Genomic DNA, 19,766 nt, shown 5'->3' with positions numbered 1-19,766 from the left:
ATGAAAGATGATAAATTATTAAATAATGATGAATATAATTACTATAAGATTGCTAGTACGAAACTTTTAGAAAAAATTATCTCTGAGTTCTGCTATGAAGAAATTTTTGTGCCTATACAAAATGATAGTGATGAGGAAACATATACATTAAAGGTTGATTCATCCTTGTGTTATAAGTTTAAAGCAACAAAAAGAATTTATGGTAATCTAGTTGTTCATAAAAACTCCGTTGTAAGATACCAAAGAGGTATAGAAAGTGTAGCAGATGATGCTATAAAGCTTATTATAGACACTTGGCCGATAACTAATATAGATTCTGTAACTATGGCGCATTTTATCAAAGAGTTAAACAATACTTTATATGCAGATACTGAGATTATTAAGAAAGGGGCTATTTCTGCTAATAATATTTATAAATTACCATATGCTCAAGTAGAGGGTAATATGACGGGTCATCCATGGTTTGTTATAAATAAAGGTAGGATTGGTTTTAATGCAAGAGATCATAGTAGTTACGCTCCTGAAATGCAGAATATTATAAATCTTAAATGGCTAGCAATAAGTAATCAGCTTATAGATTTTGCTTGTATCTCAGATTTAGATTACACACAGCTTCTTAATACAGAAATAGAGCCAGATCTTTTGAGTAAATTTAATAAAACTATTCAAGCTAGCAATAAAAATCCAGATGAATTCTTCATTTTACCTGTACACCCTTGGCAGTGGGAAAATGTTATTGAACAACAATTTACCTCGTATCTTTCCAACAAAGATATTATATTTTTAGGTACTTCGGATGATCAGCATCTTGCGATGCAGTCTATAAGGACTCTTTCAAATATATCTCACTCTGAAAAACATAGTATTAAACTTCCCCTTAATATTTTAAATACAGCGGTTTATAGAGGGCTACCAAAAGATCAAACAATAAATGCTCCTATATTAACTGAGTGGGTTAAAAAAATAGCCAATGAAGATACTTTTTTAAGTAAATGTAATTTTATATTATTAGGTGAACTAGCAAGTGCCTACTGCAAGCATCCTTATTATTCAGAAATAGAAAATCCCCCTTATTATTTTACCGAGCAGCTTGGGGCTATATGGCGTGAGAGTATACATACACGACTTAAAAAAGGAGAAAGAGCTATAACTATGGCAGCTCTAACATATGTTGATAGTAGTGGACAAAGTGTTATTGGTGAGATGATAAGTGAGTCAGGTCTTAGTGTAGATATTTGGTTGGAGATGTTTTTTGAAAATACTATTCCAGCATTACTGCATTTCTTATATAAGTATGGCATGGTGTTTTCTCCTCATGGAGAGAATAGTATCTTGATTATTAAAGATAATATGCCTGTTGGTTTAGCTATGAAAGATTTTGTTGATGACATAAATATTTGCCAAGACCCTGTTAAAGAGCTAGCTACTTTACCAGATGAAGTCAAAAAAGCTATCCCACGCGTTGATGATGATTATTTACTTCAATTTATCCAAACAGGTCTTTTCGTTGTGCATTATAGATATATCTCATCAATATTAGCAGGGGAATTTCTCTACCCAGAAGTTCATTTTTATGAAAAACTACACAAGTGTATAAAGCGTTACCAGTTACATAATCCTGAATTAAATTCTCGGTTTGACAGATTTGATTTATATAAAGAAAGCTTTAGTAAACTATGTCTTAACAGGTTGAGAATATTTGAGGTAGGTTATAGTGATTATTCTGCTAGACCTAAAGTTATATCTACAGGTAGATTAGATAATCCTCTTTTTAAAGGCAAGTGTTTTGATACCTCTAAAGCTTCGAGCTTTAATCATAAAAGAGTTTCTTTTAGACCCTTTAATTTTAATAGTGATTTGGATACTGTGCATAAGTGGATGAATAAACCACATGTTGCTAAGTTCTGGAATTTAGACAAATCTAGAGAGAGTTTAAAGAAACATTTTTGTGATATTTTATCTAAACCTAACCAAGATATATTTATTCTAGCCGTAGATGGTGAAGAAATAGCATATGCTGAAATTTATAAAGCAGAAAAAGATAGAATTGCCTCTTATTGTACTATTGAAGAAAATGATTATGGCTGGCATCTTTTAATAGGTCCTGAAGAGTCTATAGGCAAAGGGTATTCAAAATTATTTGTAGAAGCACTTAGTAAATATTGCTTTTCTAAATTAGATGCTAATAGAGTCCTTTTTGAACCAGATATTAGAGTTACACCTTTTGAGAAGATTGCTCCAAGAATTGGTTATATAAACCAAGGTGAGATAGTTTTACCTGAGAAAAAAGCATATTTATTTACTTGTTCTAAGGAGGCTTTTAGTACAATGGAGGCAAAAGGGGGAGTTGTATGATTGATTGTAATATAGTTGAGTGGCCCATTGTTAAAATGCATTTTGGTAGTCACTCAAGCTATGAAGATGTTATAGCTTGGCTAAAGCAGTGTGACAAGATTCTTGAAAAGAAGCAAAAATTTATTATTATTAGTACATTTGATGATAATTATCAATTTGGACATGAAGCTAGAATACAGCAGGCAAAATGGTTTAAATCAGTAAAACCTGAGCTAAAAAAATGGTGTCTAAGTATGCTTAGAGTAACTCAAGATCCTATTATTATAAAAAAAATTAGAGCACCAGCTATGGACAAAGGTATGCCTTTTAAATGTATTGCTGTTGATAATATAAGCTTGGCTTGGGAAAAAGCTAGTCAAATATTACTTAAAAGAGAGTTTGTGGCATGAAAAGGCAAGGTTTAAACTTAGTTATACTATATTTGGCACAAGCAATTCCTTTGTATTTTTGTACTTTTGGATTACCTACAATCTTGAGAGCTGAAGGAGTTGCTTTAGAAAAAATAGGCCTTATGAGTTTTCTTTTATTACCTTGGGCTATTAAGTTTTTATGGGCTCCATATGTAGATAGAAATTATTTTTCATCCATAGGTAAAAGAAAGAGTTGGTTTTTATGCTTACAGTTTTTGACAATTATATTGTTCTTTGTGTTTTCTACTTATAGTCCAAAACAATATTCTGATTATATATTTATTTTAGCATTTTTATTGTCAGCTATTGCTGCAACCCAAGACATAGCTATAGATGGGTTTTCTATTGAGCAAATTAAAGAATCAAATTTTCAGTGGTGTAATTTTGCTAGAATCATTGGAACTACACTTGGTAGCATGCTAGGTGGGGCTGCCCTGATAGCATTATATAAAATTATAGGTTGGTATCAAATCACTTTAACTCTCATGGGGGTAAGCTTTTTTATTGCTATTTATATGCTGTTTATCAAAGAAAAATCAAATGATAAACAGTCTTATCATGAGAGACCTTCACTTAAGTCTTTTTTCCGCCGGAGAGAAACAATACTGTTACTGTTGATTTGCCTAAGCTATAGAGCTTGTGAAGGTTTAGTAATGGGCATGCAGTCTGCTTTCTTAGTGGATTCGCACATTTCTCTCACGACTATTGGAGTAGTAATGGGTGTAGGCAGTGCTATTATTGGGATTTTTGGAGCCGCGATTATTAGCTACATGTTTAATTTTTTTAAGGAAATAGCTCTATTATCACTTTTAGCTACAATACGTGCATTTTGTTACTTTTCTCTTGGCTTTATAGCATTTTATGGTATTAGTGACACTATAGTTATATTTGGTGTAGTCTTATTAAATATGGCTTCACGCTTGATGGAAATGGTGATTCTATATACTATATTCATGAAGTTTAGTTCTAAATCACAAGCAGGTACTGATTTTACAGTTTTAATTTGTGCCGAATTATTGATATACATACTAGGCATGTCTGTAAGTGGCTTTTTAGCAGCAAATATAGGGTATGCAGCTTTGTTTATATTGGGAGGGACTCTTTCTATTCCTGGCTTTTTAGCAGCTTATTATTTCTTGATGGTTTTGAACAAGCAAACCTCATATAGAATCAAATCTAATCAGTAAAAAATTCACTTGATAGTGAAAAATAACTGTTATAAATAAAAGACTTAATGAATTAATCCATGGAAATGGTCAAAGACTAGTTCAAAAAAGTTAGTTTAATTAGTTGTTTGGAGTAGGGTATTCGGAGGAATTATAGGCTTGGCTGTAAGTTTTATTTACTAGGAATTTTTACTTTTAAGCCTTCAAGTGGTCCTGTTGTAGTGAACTTTTTAGCTATATCTTTTTGAGTTTTAAGATTTTTAATAAGCCAAGGTTTTAACTCTTTAAATATATGAAGCAACGCCTTATTAGTTAGCTTAGCATAAATATCAGCATCAACGTTATTGCCCTCTAAAGGCTGTTGGTATTTTATTGTTTTAATTACAGTTTTTCCTGTTTTTTCATTTTTAAGATAGAAAGATATATAAAAATAGAACATTTTGTTATCTAAGTCTATAATTGGTCCATATGGAGTAGTACCTGAAAGAGTAAAGTTTTGGCGAATATTTATATCCTGAAATGCTAAGCCACTAACAATATTATGATCTAAAAGATATTCAAAAGTTGCTACTGTAAGCATTTTTGATACAGGAATAGCCCAAACACTATCTTTAAAATCATTAATACGATTATTTTTAACATAAAACATTTGGGTAGCCTTTGAAGCTTGAGTTTGAATATTATATACAAGCAAGGTAGTATCTATAACTGCATTTTGAGTATCTGGAATCTTCGCTTTTTCTATTTTTTTACTACTATATATTATATATTCTTTTTCACCGGGAACCTTAATAGGATTTCCAACAAGTGAGAAAGCAAATACTTGTATTGGTAAAATTATAGTTAGTATTATTAAGATCTTTTTTTTCATAATTATTTCCTCTTAGTGCTCTACGCCTCTTACAACGATTGATGGATCATACTGAAGCATTCTAATTACATCATTTAATCTTGTAATAGTTTCTTGGCTTTCTGTCATAGTTTCATTAAAGTTTAAAAGAGTTTTGTTGAAATATATGGATGAATTACTCAAGTTATAAAGTAAGATATTTACACTATCAGTAAATTCGTTGAATTGCTGAAGGTTTCCTGGGGACATCATCTTGTTGAATTTTGCAGAGATTTCTTCAAGTGAAGAGGCGATACCTCCAACTTTTTTAAGAATGCTATCAAATTGAGATGGTTTAGACTGTATTATAGGTATTTCTTTAGCCTTCTTATCTATAAGGTCTAAATTAACATCTTTTTTACTAATACGTAATGAAAGTTCAACCATAGACTGTCCGGTAATTCCTATAGTTTTTAATGTCGCAACAGTTTGTTTGTAAATAGGTATTTGATCGTTTACCTCCATAAAAACACTAACAAGCTTTGGATTTTTTTTGTTGATAGCAATTTTGGAAACCTTACCAATATTAAAGCCTTTATAGGATACATCTGAACCAACATTTAGCCCAGAAATACTATTAAAATTAGTTACATAGGTCGAAGTTTCTTGGTTTCTAAAGCCACCAGATAAAAAGAAGGCTATAAATATCATCACAAAGAGCATGAAGATCACAAATAGTCCAGCCACTAGATTCTTGATATTGTTTTCATTCATTTACTTAATCTCCTCACTTTTAGATTCTCCATGTGAACTAAAGAACTTTTTGATACTATCAAATTGCGTTTGTTTTGAAACAAATTCTACCGAGTCATGTATCATAATTTTCTTTTCATCCATATATATAATATCATCAACAATATTCCAAATTGTACTTAAGTCATGTGTAATCATTACAACAGACATCCCTAGTTCTTCTTTTAAATACTTAATAAGCTCATCCATTGCTCGAGCTGAGTAGGGATCAAGACCAGCATTAGGTTCATCTAAAAAAACAACCTTAGGATCAAGCACGATTGTTCTAGCTAAGGCTACTCTTTTTAACATACCTCCACTTATTTCAGATGGGTATTTGTCGAAAGCATCTTCATGTAAGCCAACCATTTTGAGTTTGATAATAGCTATATCTGTCAAAATATCTTCAGGTAGCTTTGTATGTTGCTTTAATGGAAATATTACGTTTTGCAAATTTGTAAGTGAAGAGAAAAGGGCGCAGTGTTGAAACATCATACTCATATTTGTTGAGATTTTTTTGCGTTTAATAGGGTTTGATACAAGTTTAGATATTTCTTGCCCTTGTAAGTATATCTTTCCTGAATGAATCGGTTGTAACATAAGTATTTCACGCATCAAAGTGGTTTTACCACAGCCACTGGCTCCTATTATGCAACTTATTTTTTCAGGAGGGATGTCAAGGTTTAAACCCTTATGAATCCATTCTTTGCCAAATTTAGTGCTTAGGTCACGAACTTCAATTAAATTTTCAGCCATATTTATCTCCTAAGCAACGCCATTTAAGCCAACAGCAAAAATAGCATCAACAACGATTATTAAAAATATTGAATAAACGACACTTTCTGTAGTCGCTTTACCAACACTTTGCGAGTCTCTTTTTACAGATATACCTTTAAGACATCCCATTCCAGCAATTACTAAAGCAAAGAATGGAGTTTTTAATATACCAATATAAAAATGACTAACATTTACATGACTAAATAGTCTCTCAATAAATTGTAACGGCGTGATACCAGCAACTGCATAAGTAATAATTAACCCACCAATAACATTTGCGATCATTGCTACAGTAGCTAAAATTGGAAGGCTTATCATTAGAGCGGTAATTCTTGGAAGGATGAGTCTTTGTATAGGATCTTCACCAATAGTTTGAAGGGCATCAATTTCTTCATTAACCTTCATAATACCTATTTCTGAGGTAAAGGCTGATCCGCTTCTACCAGCTATAATAATTGCTGTAAATAGAGGAGCAAATTCTCTAAAAGATGATATTCCTAGCATATCAACAACAAATATTTGTGTCCCATATTGCATCATCATGTTTAGTGGAAGGTAAGTTAGAACTAGCCCAATAATTAAGGATAGTAATATAACAATTCCTAAAGCTTTAATTGTAGAGTCATATGTAATACTTAATACTATTGAGAAAAAAGATTTATATGGTCTTCTTAAGAAATTTATATAACCTAGTATAATAGCACCTAAAAATGCTATGGCAGATCTAACCTCACCAAACATGTCATTTGTGTTTTTACCTAAAACATAAATACTGTTAAACATTGTATTAGGTTTTTTTTGAAACTCTTCGTCTACCTTAGTAGGGTAGTTGATACCTGTTAATTCTATAAGTTTAAAATTTTTATCAGAGCAGCTTAAAAGTTGATCTTGACTTAAATTAAAGAATCTTAAGTATTTAATGATTATATAGGATCCCGCAGTATCGAGCTCTTTAACATTGCCAATATCAATAGATGATATATTTAACGATGGTGATGATAACTTTTTATCAAGGATTTTAGTGTTAATATTCTTAAGAGTAAGTGACCCCTCAAAATATATAGTATTATCCGATATTTTTATATTCATTTGAAAGCTTGTTACAAAGTTATCTTCCTTACTAATCATATTACTAGAAAAATACTACAATACCAAGCTGTCTAATAATATTTTTAACATTGTAGTAATTTATCATACTGATCAAGTTTATTATACTTAATGACAGATTTCAGTCTTGTTTGATACTCTCCTTCATTAAGTTCAGAATATTCATCAAGAGTATTTAAAAGATCATCAATAGATAACTGTTTTTGGTTAACTTTATCCCGAGCTATTCGAAATGCTTCAAATTTTGAACCAGTATTTAATCTATGGTAATACCCTAAAATACTATCATCTGCAGTTTTAAACACCTCTAAATATACATCTGCACGATTAGCTTTAACACCACATCCTTTTTTAAAGCAATGAAGTCCAAAATAGTTATTATAATCTCTAGCAAATCTAGATGTACCCCAACCACTTTCTAAAATAGCTTGAGCAAGAAGAAAGCTAGTTGGTGTCGTACCTAACTTTATATCTAAATATTGTAACTGCTTAGAAATAGAGTTAGATCGACTGATTTTATAGTAGTCAATATATAAGTCTAGCTTTTGTTGTTGATTCTCATTTAAGGTTTTATTTTTTTTATATGAAAGCGTTAATTTATTTACTTGTTTTTTTTCACCACAAATTTCATTATTTGCAACTCTTATCGCATCAAGCATATATGTTATGAAAGCTTCTTTTTTTTCATTCACATTTTTGAAACCATTAAAATCTGGCTTTGTTTCATTATAGCTTGCTTTAGTAGCTAAATGATATTTGTCATTAACATTAATATTAGGCTCAGTAGATAAGATAAATGCACTTATCAAGATTATTATAAAGTACATGTATTTAGCTTTCATCAAACTCATCAAATTCTTCATATTCAAAATCCATATCATCTTCTTCTTGAATGCAATCAGCTAGTTTGACACTTAACTCATACATATCATCAGGTAAGTCACTTTTAAAACTCACTTCTTCACCAGTTTTAGGATGTATAAAAGCTAGGCTATATGCATGTAGAGCTTGTCTTGGAAACTGTTCAATACCTAGCTCATCTAATTTAGCTGATGGCTTGTTGTATGTTTGATCACCAATAAGAGGGTGCTTGATATGCTTCATATGTACACGAATTTGGTGAGTTCTTCCTGTTTCAAGCTGACATTCTATAAGAGTAAAGCCATCATATATCTCATAAGGAGTATAGTTTGTAATAGCTTCTTTGCCTTTATAGTTAACAGCCATTTTTATACGATTATTAGGATCGCGGCCTATAGGTTCATCAACGGTACCGTCTTCATAGATTTCACCATCGACAATAGCTATATATTTACGCGATACTTTTCTTTCAGAAAGTTGATTTACTAAGCTATGGTATGCAAGGCTCGTCTTAGCAGCTACCATAAGCCCTGTAGTATCTTTATCTAATCTGTGAACAATACCTGCTCTAGGTAGGTTTTTTTGAGTATCATACATGCCAAGAAGTGCATTTGAGATAGTTCCAGTCATATTTCCTGCACCAGGATGGACAACCATGCCTGCAGGTTTATCTATCACGATAATGTCATCATCTTCGAAAACAATATCTAGTTTGATATCTTCAGCTATCCATTCATTTGTTGGTAAAATTTCAATATTTACATCAATTTCTTCATCACCTAAAACTGTATATTTGGTTTTGCTAGTAGATCCGTTTACTTTAATTGATCCATCTTTTATCCATTTTTGAATTTGAGAGCGAGAAAATTCGTCAAAAAGCTCATTTATAGCAACATCTAACCTTTTACCTGCATGCTCAGGAGTTAGAAGAATACTTTGCTGAAACTCATTTGATAGTGTATTATTATTTGCCATATTTAGTAGGTAATCTACGCGATAATTTTTTCTAATATAGATTATATAAAAAAAATCAGAGGATAGTTAATTAAATGACTAGATTTTTATCATTAATAGCCGTTGTGTCGCTTGTTTTGGTGTTAGTTGGCTGCGGACCTAAAAAAGATAGTGAGTTACCACAAGTCTATACAGGTTATACAGCTGATTTCATTTATGCAAAAGCGCATCAACAAATGCAAAACCATGAATACTTCGATGCTATTCGTTCTTATAAGTCTTTAGCGGCACAATATCCTTTTACACCATTAGCAGAAAAGGGTATGGTTGATTTAGTATATGTTTATTATATGGATGATGAAACTCCTATGGGGTTAGCGTTAGCTCAACAGTTTATTAAGATGTATCCTTATAGTAAGTATAAAGGCTATATTTACTATATGATTGGAGTAATTGGATTTGAAGATGGTAGAGGACTGCTGCAAACATATGTTCCCTATGATATGACTCATCATGATCCAACAGGATACTCTGATGCATATGTAAACTTTGAAAGAGCAATTGCTTTAGATCCTAAAGGTTCATTTGTTCCAGATGCTAAACGAAGAATGGTTTTTATAAATAATACAATTGCAAAACATTATTATGAGGTAGCGTATTTTTACTTTAAGAGAGGAGCATTTAATGCTGCTATAGATAGAGCTGCTCAAGTTGTTCAAGACTACCCACAGAGTGAGTCTACTCAAGATGCTTTAGTTTTAAAAATTAGAGCGTATAAAGAATTAGGGGTAAACGGTCCTGCAGAAGCAAATATTAAAGTACTTAAGAAAAACTTCCCTAATAACAAATATCTTAGAACTATGAGAGCAGATGGTACTGTTCCTAGTATGTTTGAAAGATTATTTGGTTGGTTATAGTTACAAACCTTGTAACTATCAAATTAAATTTATGTATCTTATACAATCACTCTTTAAAAATTTCATATAAAAGTCTATAGTATACAAATGATAATAGTTTTATAAATAAAACAATGAAAAAAGTACTAATCCCAGCCTTGCTAGTTAGTTTACTTGCTAGTAGTTCAGCTTTTGCAATGGCTAATAGTAATGTAGCAGGTCCATCAATAGAGGGCTATAAAACTAAACTTATGAATACAGATCAAGAACTGATAAAAATGATTGCTCAGCGAAAAGGTATTCGTAAAAAAATGTTAAAGTTTGAGAAAAAAAACAATTTACCTACATATGATCCATTTGAAGATAAGTCGTTTGAGAAAACAAGACTTGCTTTTGCTGTTCAGTATGATGTATCTCCAGCTTTAGTAAATGAAATTTTTAATACTCTAAATACGACAGATTTACAAACAGCAGAACAAAGTTTTTAAAAAATAGACAAGGATCACTAATGAACAGTATTTATGATTTTAAACTCACAACTAATGATGGTAAAGAGTTTAACTTACCTAAAAATAAAGTCCTTTTAATCGTGAATGTAGCAAGTAAATGTGGCTTTACTAAACAATATAGAGGTTTACAACATCTTCACGAAATTTATCCTGATTTAGAAATAGTTGCATTTCCGTGCAATTCTTTTGGTGGTCAAGAGCCAGCAGAAGATGGAGAAATAAAGAACTTCTGTGAAACAGAATTTGGAATTACATTTCCAATTATGAAAAAAACTAAAGTAAATGGTAAAGATGCTGAACCACTATTTGATTACTTAAAAGAGCATGCAAAAGGCATACTTGGCACAGAAAGAATCAAATGGAATTTTACAAAGTTTCTTGTATGTAAAGATGGCAAAACAGTTCAAAGATATGCTCCAAAAACGATACCGGAAGAGCTTATACCTGATATTGATAATTTTTTAAAAGATTAAAATTAGCTAATAACTTTTTTCAATTGCTCTAAATCAACAGGTCTACTAAAATAATACCCCTGGTATTTATCACAGTTCATGGAATTTAAATAATCAAATTGAGTTTTTTTCTCAACTCCTTCAGCAACACAGTCTATATTTAAAGATTTTGCTAAAGTAATCATCGATTTGACAATAGTTTTATTAGCAGAATCACTAATTTTATCAATAAAAGCCTTATCAATTTTCAAGTAACTAATAGGCAGTTTTGCTAAATAATTAAGTGATGAGTAGCCTGTACCAAAATCATCAAGCGAAAAACAAACTCCTAGCTTATGTAGTTTATCCATGTTACTTAAAGCTTGTTTTATATTATTCATTAAGTGTGTTTCAGTTATTTCAAAAACTAATTTTTTTGAATCTATAGCGTACCTGTTTAATATTCGTGTAGTAGTAGATATTATGTTTTTATCAGCTAATTGTACTCCAGAGAAGTTGATTGAAAGGGTGATACTTTTTTGAATTTTTTCAGGTAAAGTAAGGAAGTCTTGTATAGACTTTTCTAAAACCCAATTACCTATATCAACTATTCTTCTAGTTTTTTCTGCAATAGGGATAAACTCATCTGGTCGAGGATTATTTAGTTCAGGGCAATCCCAACGAAGGAGAGCTTCTAAACCAGTTATTTGCTGATCTTGGTTGTATTGCGGTTGATAAACTAGTTTAAAGTTATTTTCACTAACAGATTTTCTAAGAGCATACTCAATACTATTTTGACGTTGCATTTTTTTATCAAGATCATCCTGGAAGAATACAAAATTATTTTTCCCTTTTTCCTTAGCTCGATACATTGCAGTATCAGCATACTGAAGTAGATTATCAATAGTGTTAGCTGTATCAGGATAGATTGATATGCCTAAACTAAATGATTGATATATTTCATGATTTTTTATTCGAAAAGGATTGTTAACTAGTTCAATACAACGATTAGCTATTTGTCTTACCTCTTCAATAGAGTTAGCTTGTGATATAGCGATTGCAAATTCATCTCCACCGATTCTACCTATCATATCTTCTTCACGGAGAATCCTCTTCAGCCTAAACACAACTTTTTCAAGTAAAATATCGCCAAATGCATGACCAAAAGTATCATTAACTTGTTTAAACCCATCCAGATCTAAAAAGAATAAAGCTAAAGGTGTTTTATATCTTTTTGCGCGCGAGATTAATCCTTGAAGTTGGGATAAGAAATATTCACGGTTAGAAACTCCCGTAATAGAATCAAATTTAGCCATTCTATCTAGTTTTATTTCAGCTTGTTTAATAGGAGTTATATCTATACATATACCTGTTAAACGATTGGGATGATACTCATTACCAGCATAGAACTCTCCAATTATACGAGTATACTGTATATCGTTGGAATCAGTATTTATCCGACACTCTATTGAGAAAGGTTTTTTGGTTGCAATGGAGTTATCTAAAGCAGAATTGAACATTTGTCTATCATCAAAAGCAATACAACCTATAAATGAATCATAATTTTTTTTGAAGTCTTTTTTAGATATAGGCATTAGACTAAACATGCCATCATTCCATTCTAGTTTGTCACTATCACAAAACCAATTCCATATACCAATTCCAGCATTCTTAGCAGCTAATTGTAAAAGATCTTGGTTATCACGTATCATTTGCTCAGATTTGCGTAATTCAGTAATTTCGATAAAATTTAAAATACAGCCTTGTAAATTTTTCTGTATATCTAAATAAGGTGTGACTCTAAGAAGATATACTCTACCATCATTAGTAAATATCTCTTTTAGAGGTGTATTTTTTTTAAGAACAGATGTTTTTATGAAATTTTTATATTTAGATAAGTCTAAATTTCCCTCTAAAGAGAAGAATGATTTGGTAATACTAGAAGAGTTTAGTTTAAACAACTTTTTTGCTTTTGATGAGAATCTTTTTATAGAAAAATCTTTATCTAAGAAAATTACAGTATCATCAGATGAATCAAGAAGCTGTCTAATATCACTGTTTATTTCAGTTAGTTTTTTAATTTGAATCTCATTATCTTCATTTAACGAAACTAGTTTTTGGTTTGTATGCTCAAGTTCAACTTTAGATTCTTCAACTTTTTCAAATAAACTTTCTCTTTCGGTAACATCACGAGAGATACCGAGTATAAAAGGAGTATTGTATTTACCATAGAAACGAATTTTAGTAGTATTGAAAATCACTTTTTTGCCGTTTGGCATTCTAACAGTTTCAATAACTTTAGATATACCATTATCAAAAGCACTTTTATCATTTGCTAAAAATAATTTTGCTTCCTCTTTATTATACTTCTCAACTGTTGTTGAACCTATCACACTATCTCGAACATCTTTAGGGTAGAGATTAAGAAATGCTGTGTTAGCTTGGATTATTTTATAATCTTTATCCTTAATAAAAATTTTATCTTCACTAGCATTTAGAGTAAGCTCTGCAAAGTTTTTAGCTTCTTGTAAGTTTGATTCTAGCTCCTTAGAATTAGAGATGTCTATATTAGTACCTATAATTCTATAATTTTGACCATTTTCTTTTAAAGCAACACCTCGACAAAGAATCCATATGGTTGAATTATTTTTGTGACGAAAACGCAGCTCTATCGAAAAAGATTGTTGCTTTTCATCTGCTAAATAATTATCAATTTCTTGCTTAAATTTAATAAAATCTTCATCAAAAGATAGTTTTTCCCAAGTACTTAAGTGGTTGAGTAAATCATCGTCATCATAACCTAGTAGTGTCTTAAAACTTGGAGATATGTAGATATTATCTGTTTTAAGATGCCAATCCCACCAACCATCAGAAACTGAGTTTAAAACTGTATTATAGAGTTGCTCATTTTTCTCATATAGTTTTTTATCTTGATTGAAGTTAGCTTGATTTTGGCGTAAGCTTTTAAGCTCGGATATATCTCGCCAGCTAGATACGCTACTAATGATTTTACCGTCAGCATCCTTTATAGAGTTTACTTTTAGGATTACGGGAAAAGCTATACCTTTAGTTGTCTTAAGGTTTAGCTCAAGATTTTCAACAAAGCCTGTTTTTTGGAAATGTCTAAAAGCTTCTTTAACCTCATCTAAACTTGTATAATGATAAAGTTCAAATATTGATTTACCTATAATTTCATCAGTACTTTTATAACCTAATGTTTCTATTAATGTATTATTACATTGCTGTATAATGGCTGTTTCCGGATCGACAGATGCATGCATATCTGGTGAATTATGATATAAAAGTGATACTTTTTTCTCAGATTCTAGAAGCTGTGCTGAGCGCAGTATTATCTCGCATTCTAATTCTTCTTGGTTTTTGGAAAGAATTTTCTCAGCCTTTCTAATTTTTGTCATATCTAGAATATTACATATAATAGATTGCTTGTTATTACTTTCTATATATGGTATAAGAGATATAGACACTGGTATAGTACTACCATCTTTTGCTAAAATATTAATTTCAGCATTGCGAGACATATCTATAGCTTTAGGATCTTTAAGATAATTGTTTTGAAGGTTTTTATGGTTTAAACGAATATTTTTTTCTATTAAAACCTCTATTTTTTGATTTAAAAGTTCATTTTTATCATAACCAATTAAGTTGGCAAGAAAATTATTATAGAAAGAAATTCTTCCTTTTTCATTTACGATAATCACTCCTACAATAAGAGATTCAATCGCATTATAAAAGCGAGAATTTAGTCTTTTATAGGCGGTGATATTTGTTATTGTTAAAACAGCACCTTCTATTTTTCCATCTTTATTTTTATACTGAAATATTCTTAGGATATACCAGTTATTATGCTTATCCTCAGCCTCAATACTTATTTCTTTTCCATTCTTTATAGTATGCTTAAGTATTTCTATGAGATTATTAATTTTCAAACTATGGCTAAAATCACTTATATTTCTACCAATATCATGATCAAAAATATTTATAACTTGGTTAATTGCAGATGTAATAAGACGGATATTTAAGTCACAATCAATGATTAAAGTTCCAATCTGAGATGTTTTGAGTATATTATCAATATCTGTTTTAGCACGATTTAGTTCTATAATCTTTTCTTGATATTCAGCATTTACGGTATAAAGCTCTTCATTTACTGAGTGTAGTTCTTCATTTGTCGATTGTAATTCTTCGTTAGTATATCGTAACTCTTTATCATTATCACTGAAAGATGTTTTTAAGTTGTTAGTATCTCTTTTGTCTAACAATGCTGTATTTTCGTCTCTTTTTACTGATGATAGGTTATGCGTATTCTCTGGTAAAGGATCGCTGAGTTTGGAATCAAAATCTAGCTCTTCATCTTTACTTTGATCAGAATCAAAGTCTATCTTGCTATAAATTTTCCATTTATTATCAAAAGCTTTGATTTGTTGATTCTTCGTCATTGATTCACTAGAGCCTAGAAATAAGAAACCATTAACATTAGTCGCAAATATTATTTTTTGAACAATATTTGCTTGCATTAATGGTTTGATGTAAATTAAGAAGTTCCGACAGGTGACAAGATCCATTTGATTGAATGGAATATCGGAAATTAAGTTATGCTGAGCAAAGATAATATTATCGCGTAATTTTTGAATTACTTTATAGTTATTTTTAGAGAAATTTTTGAAGTATTTGTTTATTAAATATGAATTTAAATTCTTAAGGCTTTTAGACTCATAGATTCCATTACTAGCAGTAGTAATGGATGATTTATTAACATCTGTTGCAAATATCTTTATCGGGATATTTAATTTATGCTGCTCAAAGTATTCTAAAAATAAAATAGCTATAGAATATGCTTCTTCACCTGTTGAGCAAGCTGAGACCCAAACTCTTATACTTGAGTTATCTTTAATATGTTTAGTGACTATTTTTGGGATTATTTTTGTTCTTATAGTTTCGAAAGCTTCTGCATCGCGCATAAATTCAGTTACGCCTATTAGCAAATCTTTCTCAAGTAACGCAAGTTCTTGAGGGTCTTTTTTTAAAATACCTATGTACTCATCTACCTTCAATACTTTAAGAAATTGCATTCTACGAGTAATTCTACGATTAATCATAGAGCTCTTATAATTCCTATAATTGTTTTTTGATATGGGATATAAAAGATTATAAATTTCTCGATAGTATTCAGTCATAGCTTCATCATCAAAACTATCAAGCAAAGCGGTATCTTGCCCTAGAGTATAGTTTATAATAGCATTAGCTAGTTTTGGAATCTCTAAAATATAGTTTACTTTTTTTGTATTTATAGCATTAATAGGCATACTATCAAATTCAGCTTCTTCTGGAGACTGAACGAAAACACGACCGTTATTTTTAGCTACTTCAAGGATACCTTTTGACCCATCGCTACCAGTACCAGATAAAATTATAGCTATAAAATTATAGTTTTTTTGGTTTGCAAGGCTTATAAGAAACAGATCTATAGGCATCTTTAAATGATTATTATCACTCGGAGTGACAACTAGAGTTTCATCTTTAATAGTAGTTTCAAAACTTGGCTGATTAAGATAAATTGTATTAGGTCTAATTTGAGTGTTGTGAGTTAACTTTATTATATCCATATCAGTATGGTTAATTAAAAGCTCACTCATTAAACTTTCAAAATCTGGAGAAAGGTGTTGTAAAACCACATATGAATTATTGGTGTTAGAAGGAATATTATCAAAAAAACTCTTTATAGCATTTAGCCCACCAGCAGAAGCACCGATTGCTACAATATAATTTAAGTTATTTTGTTTTTTAATACTATTCATAATTAGTCTCAGATATTTTTTTTGCGATACTTATTATTTTTACAATCTCATTAATAGGTAATGGCTTATTAAAATAATACCCTTGAAATAAATTACATCCAATCTTTTTTAAGTATTCAAACTGCTCAAGCGTTTCTACTCCTTCTGCTATACACACTTTATTTAAGTTTTGAGAGAGTTGGACAATTGATTTTACAATGGCTTTATTTTTAATGACATCTAACTTTTGCACAAAACTTTTATCTATCTTAAGATAGTTGATAGGTAAATTAGCAAGGTAAGTAAGAGAAGAGTAGCCTGTACCAAAATCATCTAGAGCAAAGTTTGTTCCAGTCTTATTAATTTCATTAAGAATTGCTCTTGCTCTATGTATATCTTCAAGAAGGTGAGTTTCTGTAATTTCTAGATTCACGAGTTTATTATTAATATTGTTTTGCCTAAACAAATCAAGAATATCTTTTGTGAACTTCTCTTTAAAAAGTTGCACACTAGAGATATTTATCGACACTTTAAAGTCTATTTTTGAGTTTAACTTCTCCTCAATTTGCTTAATATCTCTTATAACTTGTTCAAGTACCCACCAGCCAATACTGACAATTTTATGTGATTTCTCAGCAATAGGTATAAACTCATCTGGAGTAACAGCTCCTAGTAACTCAGAATCCCATCGTAATAGTGCCTCAACCCCATAAAAACTAGCATTACTGTCATACTGTGGCTGATAAACTACAGTGAATTCCTTTTTTTCAAGAGCCAGTTTTAATGCATTTTCTATTTCTCCAGAACGCAGTCGCTTAATGCTGTATTCAGGGCGGTAGAACGAGTATGTGTTTTTCCCTTTTTCTTTTGAGTTATACATGGCAGTATCGGCAAATTTTAGAAGCTCATTAGCATCTCGAGATGATTTGGGGAATGTTGATATTCCTATGCTAATTGATTGAGCAATTATTTCATTGTTAATACTATATGGTTCAATCACGGTTTTTATACATTTATCAGCTAATTGCGCAATTTCATCTTCGTGGTGACAGTTTGTAATAATTGCCGCAAACTCATCTCCACCAACCCGTGCTAAAATAGCTTTGTTATTAAGGATTTTAGATATTTTATTAGATACCTCTACTAATAATTTATCTCCAACAATATGTCCATAAATATCATTTATTTGCTTAAAGTTATCTAAATCTATAAAGAGTATCGCTAAAAAGCTTGAGTTGTCAATAGCCAGTTTAAGAGCTATATCTAATTCTGTAATAAAACGAGTTCGATTTGAAACACCTGTTAGAGTATCTTTATATGCAATTTCTTTTAATTGATTTTCAGCTTCTTTTTGAGCAGTTATATCGAAAGACATTCCTGCAATTGAATCAGATAACCCATCTTTAGACTCATCATACTGGCCTATACCGTGTATATATGCTAATTCACCATTTTGCTTTATTACCCTATAAACTACGTTAAAAGGTATTTTCTTTTTTATAGTATCTTTAACTGCTTTATGTACCTTTTCTTGATCATCTTTAACCATTCTAGTTACAACATAATCATAAGTAGGAATGAATGCTTTTTTATCCAAACCAAAAAGATCAAACATTCCATCATTCCAATGTACGGAGTCATCGGCAAGATACCATACCCAAATTCCAATTCGAGCATGTTTTGTCGCAACATCAATTAAGGTCTCATTTTCTTTAATAATGTGTTTTGAGACCTCTAAGTCATTGACGTCTATAATATTTATTGAAAGACTAGTAATTTGCTTATCATCATTGATGTATGGCCTGATTTTCACTTGATAATAGCGTGAATTTTTTGCAAAGACTATTTTTTCAAAGATCTTTCCTTCTTTTAAAGTGCTTTTGAAAATAGTTTTAATATTTGAAATATTTAAGAAATCGATATATTCAAAAATAGATTTTGTAATATCTAAATGTATGTTTAATGTCTGCTCAGCTTTTTTGCTATACTGTGTAATTTCATAATTAGTATCAACAAAAATAAGATTACTCTCAGAAGCATTTAAAAGGTTATTTATATTTGTGTTTTTAGCTTTTAGTCTATCTATAAGTATTTTTTGGTCTGTTATGTCTTTGGCGATGCACAATAAAAGGGCGCCATTAATTCGATCATTAAATTTTATTTTTAAAATTTCAAAAACTACATTCTTATTATCATGATTAACAGTAAAAGTTTCTTGAAATATCCCGTTTGTAAAAGCTTTTGAGTCACTATATTTAGATAACGATTTATTATAAGTATCTTCAGAAATAAATTTACTAAAAAATTTATTTTTTTTATGAAATATTTCAAAAGCTTTATTTGATTTTATAATATTACCTTTTGAATCTTTTACATATATTAAGTCTGGTGTATTATCTAGAATTAGACCTAAGAGGTCATTTGTGTTTTGAAGATTTAATTCGGAGTTTTTAAGTTGTGTTAGATTGTTATGAGCACCAAGCATCCTAATAGCTTTTCCATATTCATCACGAATAGCTATACCTCGACATCGAACCCATATCGTAGAGCCATTTTTATGTATATATCTTACAATTTGATCGTATGGATGGTTAGGATCTTTAAGATGTTTTTCAAAATTTGATACAGCAGTTTTTAAATCTTCAGGGAAGATAATATCTTGCCACTCATTTGCTAAATGTTTTTTATCTTTAGGATCGTAACCAAGAAGTTTCCAAAACTGAGAATCGATCCATTCATTTTCAGGGTTTTCAAGATCCCAGTACCACAATCCATCTAAGCTACTAATTCGAAAGAACTCAAAGATTTGCGAGTCTTTTTTGATTAATTCTTCTAGCTCTTTTTTGAGGTAATGAGTCACTATCATTTACATTTATTGAATGTA

General features: G+C 30.6%; 14 protein-coding genes. 6 read left to right on the top strand and 8 right to left on the bottom strand.

From position 1 onward, the window contains the following. The 3 genes from FLM55_RS01280 to FLM55_RS01270 are packed head-to-tail and all read left to right on the top strand — an operon-like array spanning position 1 to position 3,952. A complete protein-coding gene (locus FLM55_RS01280) occupies positions 1 to 2,355 on the top strand; it encodes a GNAT family N-acetyltransferase (RefSeq protein ID WP_178947656.1) in 2,355 nt (784 codons plus the stop codon). Further along, positions 2,352 to 2,744 (top strand): hypothetical protein, encoded by a 393-nt coding sequence (locus tag FLM55_RS01275; protein ID WP_178947655.1) that lies wholly within the window; start codon positions 2,352 to 2,354, stop codon positions 2,742 to 2,744. Before FLM55_RS01280 ends, FLM55_RS01275 begins: the two co-directional genes overlap by 4 nt. Further along, complete coding sequence (locus FLM55_RS01270) at positions 2,741 to 3,952, top strand: MFS transporter (RefSeq protein ID WP_178947654.1); 1,212 nt, start codon at positions 2,741 to 2,743, stop codon at positions 3,950 to 3,952. The genes FLM55_RS01275 and FLM55_RS01270 overlap by 4 nt, the downstream gene beginning before the upstream one ends. Positions 3,953 to 4,103: 151 nt before the next feature. On the opposite strand, the gene FLM55_RS01265 is transcribed toward FLM55_RS01270, so the two are convergent. The 6 genes from FLM55_RS01265 to rluD all read right to left on the bottom strand — a co-directional run bounded on the left by FLM55_RS01265 (position 4,104) and on the right by rluD (position 9,272). After that, positions 4,104 to 4,802, bottom strand: a complete 699-nt coding sequence (locus FLM55_RS01265) for a hypothetical protein (protein ID WP_112869954.1) — start codon at positions 4,800 to 4,802, stop codon at positions 4,104 to 4,106. A 12-nt stretch (positions 4,803 to 4,814) separates the two neighbouring features. Beyond that, entirely contained in the window at positions 4,815 to 5,534 is a 720-nt protein-coding gene (locus FLM55_RS01260) for an MlaD family protein (protein WP_112869955.1), read from the bottom strand. Next, entirely contained in the window at positions 5,535 to 6,308 is a 774-nt protein-coding gene (locus FLM55_RS01255) for an ABC transporter ATP-binding protein (protein WP_178947653.1), read from the bottom strand. A 9-nt stretch (positions 6,309 to 6,317) separates the two neighbouring features. Beyond that, entirely contained in the window at positions 6,318 to 7,418 is a 1,101-nt protein-coding gene (locus FLM55_RS01250) for an ABC transporter permease (RefSeq protein ID WP_178947652.1), read from the bottom strand. A gap of 83 nt (positions 7,419 to 7,501) precedes the next feature. Next, positions 7,502 to 8,299, bottom strand: coding sequence for a glucosaminidase domain-containing protein (locus FLM55_RS01245; RefSeq protein ID WP_178947651.1), 798 nt, complete (start codon positions 8,297 to 8,299; stop codon positions 7,502 to 7,504). Next, positions 8,268 to 9,272, bottom strand: coding sequence for a 23S rRNA pseudouridine(1911/1915/1917) synthase RluD (rluD, locus tag FLM55_RS01240; RefSeq protein ID WP_112869958.1), 1,005 nt, complete (start codon positions 9,270 to 9,272; stop codon positions 8,268 to 8,270). The genes FLM55_RS01245 and rluD overlap by 32 nt, the downstream gene beginning before the upstream one ends. Positions 9,273 to 9,346: 74 nt before the next feature. Between rluD and FLM55_RS01235 the strand changes: the two genes are divergently transcribed. The 3 genes from FLM55_RS01235 to FLM55_RS01225 all read left to right on the top strand — a co-directional run bounded on the left by FLM55_RS01235 (position 9,347) and on the right by FLM55_RS01225 (position 11,129). Then, complete coding sequence (locus FLM55_RS01235; protein WP_178947650.1) at positions 9,347 to 10,168, top strand: outer membrane protein assembly factor BamD; 822 nt, start codon at positions 9,347 to 9,349, stop codon at positions 10,166 to 10,168. A 113-nt stretch (positions 10,169 to 10,281) separates the two neighbouring features. Next, positions 10,282 to 10,635 (top strand): chorismate mutase, encoded by a 354-nt coding sequence (locus tag FLM55_RS01230; RefSeq protein ID WP_178947649.1) that lies wholly within the window; start codon positions 10,282 to 10,284, stop codon positions 10,633 to 10,635. A 20-nt stretch (positions 10,636 to 10,655) separates the two neighbouring features. Continuing rightward, positions 10,656 to 11,129, top strand: a complete 474-nt coding sequence (locus FLM55_RS01225; protein WP_178947648.1) for a glutathione peroxidase — start codon at positions 10,656 to 10,658, stop codon at positions 11,127 to 11,129. Between the two features lie 2 nt (positions 11,130 to 11,131). Here FLM55_RS01225 and FLM55_RS01220 read toward each other — a convergent pair whose 3' ends face one another. Continuing rightward, complete coding sequence (locus FLM55_RS01220) at positions 11,132 to 16,903, bottom strand: EAL domain-containing protein (protein ID WP_178947647.1); 5,772 nt, start codon at positions 16,901 to 16,903, stop codon at positions 11,132 to 11,134. Continuing rightward, positions 16,896 to 19,748 carry an EAL domain-containing protein gene (locus tag FLM55_RS01215; RefSeq protein ID WP_178947646.1) on the bottom strand — a complete coding sequence of 951 codons (2,853 nt, stop codon included), beginning with the start codon at positions 19,746 to 19,748 and terminating at the stop codon, positions 16,896 to 16,898. Before FLM55_RS01215 ends, FLM55_RS01220 begins: the two co-directional genes overlap by 8 nt. Positions 19,749 to 19,766 lie beyond the last annotated feature (18 nt).

The organism is Francisella sp. Scap27, from assembly GCF_013394105.1.
Taxonomy (GTDB): Bacteria; Pseudomonadota; Gammaproteobacteria; order Francisellales; family Francisellaceae; genus Francisella; species Francisella adeliensis.
The sequence above is the reverse complement of the archived record's forward strand: the minus strand, read 5'-3'. Positions and strand labels throughout refer to the sequence as shown.